The organism is Oceanimonas sp. CAM02, from assembly GCF_032842915.1.
Classification (GTDB): Bacteria; Pseudomonadota; Gammaproteobacteria; order Enterobacterales; family Aeromonadaceae; genus Oceanimonas; species Oceanimonas smirnovii.
Map to the genome: position 1 here is coordinate 1 of NZ_JAWJBK010000010.1, position 5,569 is coordinate 5,569.

General features: G+C 57.4%; 5 protein-coding genes. 2 read left to right on the forward strand and 3 right to left on the reverse strand.

Annotated elements, in window-relative coordinates:
- Positions 1–198: 198 nt before the first annotated feature.
- Entirely contained in the window at positions 199–1,086 is an 888-nt protein-coding gene (gene xerD / locus R0I78_RS02870) for a site-specific tyrosine recombinase XerD (RefSeq protein WP_317074242.1), read from the reverse strand.
- 86 nt (positions 1,087–1,172) lie between these two features.
- On the opposite strand from xerD, the gene fldB reads away from it, so the two are divergent.
- On the forward strand, positions 1,173–1,688 hold the full coding sequence (gene fldB, locus R0I78_RS02875; RefSeq protein ID WP_317074243.1) for a flavodoxin FldB: 516 nt from the start codon (positions 1,173–1,175) through the stop codon (positions 1,686–1,688).
- A 196-nt stretch (positions 1,689–1,884) separates the two neighbouring features.
- Here fldB and brnQ read toward each other — a convergent pair whose 3' ends face one another.
- Positions 1,885–3,189 carry a branched-chain amino acid transport system II carrier protein gene (brnQ, locus tag R0I78_RS02880; protein WP_410506565.1) on the reverse strand — a complete coding sequence of 435 codons (1,305 nt, stop codon included), beginning with the start codon at positions 3,187–3,189 and terminating at the stop codon, positions 1,885–1,887.
- Between the two features lie 164 nt (positions 3,190–3,353).
- Positions 3,354–4,061 carry a tRNA1(Val) (adenine(37)-N6)-methyltransferase gene (locus R0I78_RS02885; RefSeq protein ID WP_317074244.1) on the reverse strand — a complete coding sequence of 236 codons (708 nt, stop codon included), beginning with the start codon at positions 4,059–4,061 and terminating at the stop codon, positions 3,354–3,356.
- Positions 4,062–4,131: 70 nt separating this feature from the next.
- Here R0I78_RS02885 and srmB point away from each other — a divergent pair, with 70 nt between their 5' ends.
- Positions 4,132–5,433 carry an ATP-dependent RNA helicase SrmB gene (srmB, locus tag R0I78_RS02890; RefSeq protein WP_317074245.1) on the forward strand — a complete coding sequence of 434 codons (1,302 nt, stop codon included), beginning with the start codon at positions 4,132–4,134 and terminating at the stop codon, positions 5,431–5,433.
- The last annotated feature ends 136 nt before the right edge of the window (positions 5,434–5,569 follow it).

Consider the following 5,569-nt stretch of genomic DNA (forward strand, 5'->3'; position numbering starts at 1 on the left):
AACTGAGCTTGTGTCTCGGTGGTAGACAGCGAGGCCTCGACGGCCTCACGTTTGAATGTGTCGCTAAAGCGACGGCGGGGTTTGTATTTCATAACACCTTCTCATTAAATGAAGGTGTCTACTTTTCTCGGGCCAGTCCAACCTCCAGCCATACCACTTAAGGCTTATAGCTGACAGCTTACAGATCCCCCGAAGGGGTCATCCGCGGGGGTGGTGCTCTTCATGCAAGGCATTGAGGCGGTGAGTGGCCACATGGGTATAGATTTGGGTAGTGGAGAGATCCGAGTGGCCCAGCAGCATTTGTACCACCCGCAGGTCGGCTCCGTGGTTAAGCAGATGAGTGGCAAAGGCATGGCGCAGGGTGTGGGGCGACAGCTCTTGAGTAATGCCGGCGCGCAGGGCGTAATGCTTGATGCGGTGCCAGAAGGTCTGCCGGGTCATCTGCCGGGCCCGGCGGGACGGAAACACCACGTCTGACGCCTGCTCGCCCAGCAGCGCTGCCCTGCCCTCTTTTAAAAAACGGCTTAACCAGTGAAGGGCTTCTTCGCCCATGGGGACCAGCCGCTCCTTGTTGCCCTTGCCGGTTACCCGTACCAGCCCCTGACGCAGACTCACACTTTCCATCGACAGACTCACCAGCTCGGTCACCCGCAGGCCGGTGGCATAGAGCAGCTCCAGCATGGCCTTGTCGCGCAGCTCCAGCGGATCAGCGGCTTCAGGAGCATCGAGCAGGGCCGATACTTGTTGCTCGCTCAGATCCTTGGGCAAGCGTTTGGGCAGCTTGGGGCCGGCAATGAGCACGCTGGGATCGTCGGCACGCAGCTGCTCGCGCAGCAGATACTGAAAAAACCGCCGCAATACACTCAGCATGCGCGCTGTGCTGCTGGCCTTGAAGCCCAAATCAATGCGATGAGCCAGATAGTGCTGCAGGGTCAGGCTGTCTGCCGCCAACAGGCTGCCGCCCTCGCCGTCCAGCCAGCCGGCAAAATGACTGAGATCACTGCGATAAGATGCCAGGGTATTGTCGGACAGGCCTTTTTCCAGCCAGAGGGCATCGATAAATTGCTCGACCAGCGGATGACTCATACTCACTCCGTTCCTAACTCCGTATTCTGCCTGCAGGGCGGCTTCTGTTATCATGACACCATTCCAACAAGAGTGAACGGAGCCCCATGAATATCGGTTTGTTTTACGGCTCGACCACCTGCTACACCGAAATCGCAGCCGAGAAAATTCGTGAACAGCTCGGTGCCGAGCTGGTTGATCTGCATAATATCAGGGATGTGCCGCTGGTGCGTGCGCAGGATTACCCCATTCTTATTCTTGGCATTTCTACCTGGGATTTTGGTGAATTGCAGGAAGACTGGGAGTCCCATTGGGACGACATCGACACTCTGAACCTGGACGGCCATGTGGTGGCGCTGTTCGGCATGGGCGATCAGCTGGGTTATGGCGAGTGGTTTCAGGATGCGCTGGGCATGCTGCACGACCGGGTGGTGGCCCGGGGTGCCAGCGTGGTGGGTTACTGGCCCAATCAGGGTTATGAGTTCGAGGCCTCAAAGGCGCTGACCGAAGACGGCAAATACTTTGTCGGTCTGTCGCTGGACGAAGCCAATCAGTACGACGACACCGATCCCCGCATTGAAGCCTGGGTCGCGCAGATCCTGGATGAAATCGCGGCGCTTTAATCTCTTTGATCAACAAGTACCGCAACGCGAAGCAGCAGTGGGGATTGCCGTAGCCGACCATCCCATGGAAGTACTTGAAGCGTGTCGTGAAGTGCAAACCGCACTGATGCTTCACATGCCGCTCTTTCTCAGCAATGCGTGGCTAAACAACAAAAAAGCGGCATTGAAGCCGCTTTTCTTATACCGGTTGCCAGGCTCAGGCCGTGGCAGTCTGGGCTGTTTTGCCCACAGTCAGGCCGATAATGGCAGCAATGGCGGAGGGCAGGGTCCAGGCCATGCCCACGCCAAACAGCGGCATAAAGTCCAGCAGGCTCATATCCAGGCCGGCGGCCTGCATGCCATCGAGCAGACCAAACACAAAGGCCACGCTCATGATCAGGCGAAAGGCAAACACGGGTGCCCGCATCAGCGGCCGCAGATAAGTGGCCACCACCAGCGCAATGGCCACCGGATACAGCGCCACCAGAATGGGTACAGACACACTGATCAGGGTGTTCAGGCCCACATTGGCCACCAGCATACAAGCGGTAGCAATGGCCACCACCCAGCCTTTGTAACTGCCCTTACCGGTCAGGTTATGAAAATAATCGGCACAGGACGACACCAGCCCCACCGCCGTGGTCAGGCAGGCCAGGGTCACAATGGCCGACAAAATCAGCAGCCCCGGCTCACCAAACAACGACAGCACATATGCACTGATAATCTCGCCACCGTTGCTGGCGTCCAGTACCACGCCCTGGCTGGTACCACCCAGCACAAACAGCGAGATATATACAAAGCCAAGACCTGCTGCCGCAATCAGTGCCGCAGCCATCAGATAACGGGACTGAGCACGGGTATCAGTGACGCCTTTCTTGCGCAGCACATCCAGGATCAGCATGGCAAACAGCAGGGAGGCAAACGTATCCATGGTGTTATAGCCTTCAATAAAGCCCTTCACAAACGGCTGAGCCAGATAGGCCTCGGTGACCGCCGGCTGTGTGCCCTGAGGATTCACAAACACGGCAATGGCCAGCGCCACCAGTAACAGCAGCAGCAGCGGAGTCAGCAACTTGCCAATGGCTTCCAGCAGCCGGCCCTGACTCAAAGACAGCAGCAGCGCCACACCAAAAAAACCAAGGGTATACAGGGTTAATGCGCCCTGCCCGGGGTTTTCCAGAAAGGGCTTAACGCCCATCTCATAGGCCACCAGACCAGTGCGGGGAGCGGCAAAGGCCGGGCCGATAATAATAAAGATGGCACTGCCCATCAGGGTAATAATCACCGGCGGCAAATAGCGGCCCATCACCGGCAAACCGCCACCGGCCAGCGCTGCTGCCACCAGACCGGCCAGGGGCAGACCTACGGCTGTGGTCAGGAAACCAAACATGGCGCTGGTCATGTTTTCACCGGCCAGAAAACCGGCCAGGGGCGGAAAGATGATGTTTCCGGCACCCAAAAAGAAGGCGAATGTCATGAACCCCAGGCCCATCACATCAAAAGTGGACAATGGCTTTTTCAAGGCAAACCTCGTGGCGGCAAAGCGCTTGGCGAAAGTTTCGTTCGGAAACTAACGAAATTAACAAAACGATGCGCTGCTGTTTAAGGTTTGTGAAATACTAAAAACCAACAGAGCGCGAGCTGAACAGTAGCATAATGATGTGAAAAGTATCTTCAATACAAAATTTACATCTTCAGATAGAAGGGGGAGACCTTTCCTTTGTATATGTCGCCATATCCGCCACATGCAGTATTAATGACAATTTCTTCTTTGATTACACAGTTTTTGATCCTGCCAAAGCGCAATAAAAAACGTGCAGGTGTTTTTCCTTCCCGAGTGATCACTGACTGCTGCTCCTGCAGGTAAAGGGCATTTGAGTCTGCCAGCGCAAGTGCTTCTTCATGCGCCTGCCAGGGCAGCACCAGGCACAAGTGTCCGTTTTCACTCAGTAACCGGCAGCCATGACTAAACAAGTCCGCCAGGCTCAGACTGCCACCGTGGCGGGCACTGGCCCGGGCGTTGCAGTCAAAATGCTGCCCGGGGGCAAAATAAGGCGGGTTGGACACAATCAGTTCAAACGGCTCGGCCACAAACTGCTGCAGCGCGCCCTGTTCAATATGCACTTTCTCAGGCCAGGGCGACTCGGCCACGTTTTCTGCCGCTTGCGCCGCGGCTGCCTTATCCAGCTCCAGACCGGTAATCTGCACCTGCTCGTGACTGCGCTGAGCCAGCATCAGCGCCACCAGCCCGGTGCCGGTGCCTACATCCAGAATGCGTTCAGCCTGCCCCAGCGGTGCCCAGGCCCCGAGCAGAATGCCGTCGGTGCCCACCTTCATGGCACAGCGGTCATGGTTAACCTGAAATTGTTTAAAGCGAAAACCCTGTCCGGCCATGGTGATCCCGAGAGTATTTTGATGGAAGTTAGCCTATAATAACCGGCCATTTTGGTTGACGGAATTGAACATGAGCAGTATGACCTTTGAGCAACTGGAGCTGGACCCCATTCTGGTTCGCGCTCTGGCCCGCATGGGCTATGCCAGACCCACCACCATTCAGAGCCAGGTCATACCCGAAGCCATGAGCGGCCGGGACATTATGGCCTCCGCCCCCACCGGCACCGGCAAAACGGCATCGTTTTTGCTGCCGGCCTGCCAGCACCTGCTGGACTTTCCGCGCCGTCAGGCCGGTCCGGCCCGAGTGCTGGTGCTCACCCCCACTCGGGAGCTGGCCAAGCAGATTGCCGACGACGCCAAGGCCCTGCTGAAAGACACCGGTCTGCGGGTAGAAACCATTACCGGCGGCGTGCATGCCGACAAACATCTGCCGGCGCTGACCAAAACCACCGACATCGTCGTGGCCACTCCGGGCCGGCTGCTGCAATACATAGACGAAGAGTCATTCGACAGCCGCGATATTGAAATGCTGATCCTGGACGAAGCCGATCGCATGCTCGACATGGGCTTTATTCAGGATGTGGACCGTATTGCCGCCGAGGCTCGCTGGCGTCGTCAGACCATGCTGTTTTCCGCCACCCTGGAAGGCCGTGGTCTGATGAAGTTTGCCGCCGATATTCTCAAGGAGCCGGTAGAGCTGTCTGCCGAGCCGCCCCGCAGCGAGCGCAAGAAAATCAATCAGTGGCTGCACCTGGCCGATAACCCGGAGCACAAGTTTGCGTTGCTGCTGCATCTGCTGCGCCAGCCCGATGCTACCCGCAGCATTGTGTTTGTAAAAACCCGCGAGCGCCTGATGGAGCTGGCCAGCAGGCTGCAGCAGGAAGGCCTGGACAACGCCTGGCTGCGGGGCGAAATGGATCAGGACAAACGCTTTGAAGCCCTGCGCCGTTTTCGCAACGGCAAGGTCAACATTCTGGTAGCCACCGATGTGGCTGCCCGGGGCATAGACCTGCCCGAAGTCAGCCATGTGATCAACTACGACATGCCGCGCACCGCCGATGTGTATGTGCATCGCATTGGCCGCACCGGCCGGGCCGGCCGCAAGGGCACTGCCATCAGCTTGGTGGAAGCCCACGACATGGCCATGGTAGTCAAGGTAGAGCGCTACACCGATCAAAAGCTCAAGCGCCGTATCATTGACGAGCTGCGCCCCAAACACAAAGAAGCGGCAGTGACGGTACGCAAGAAAAAAGAGGCCGACAGCAAAGGCAAAAAAGCGGTTCAGCCCAAGAAGAAAACCCGCCTGCGCGACAAGAAGGCCAAGGGCCAGCCGCGCTGGCTGAAAGACAAGCCTGCCGACGACAAGGCATAACGAGTAGGGTGAGGCGTTACCGCCTCATCCCTCTCACAGAACCGTACGTACGGACCTCGTATACGGCTCATGCCTGCTTTTATTCAGCCTGCGGGCTGAACACATACCCTGTCCTGACATCTTCAAGATTGACCAG

Excerpts from the sequence above, each read along its gene's own strand:
- srmB (WP_317074245.1), top strand. The coding sequence starts at position 4,132 with ATGAGCAGTATGACCTTTGAGCAACTGGAGCTGGACCCCATTCTGGTT.
- fldB (WP_317074243.1), top strand. The coding sequence starts at position 1,173 with ATGAATATCGGTTTGTTTTACGGCTCGACCACCTGCTACACCGAAATC.
- R0I78_RS02885 (WP_317074244.1), bottom strand. The coding sequence starts at position 4,061 with ATGGCCGGACAGGGTTTTCGCTTTAAACAATTTCAGGTTAACCATGAC.
- xerD (WP_317074242.1), bottom strand. The coding sequence starts at position 1,086 with ATGAGTCATCCGCTGGTCGAGCAATTTATCGATGCCCTCTGGCTGGAA.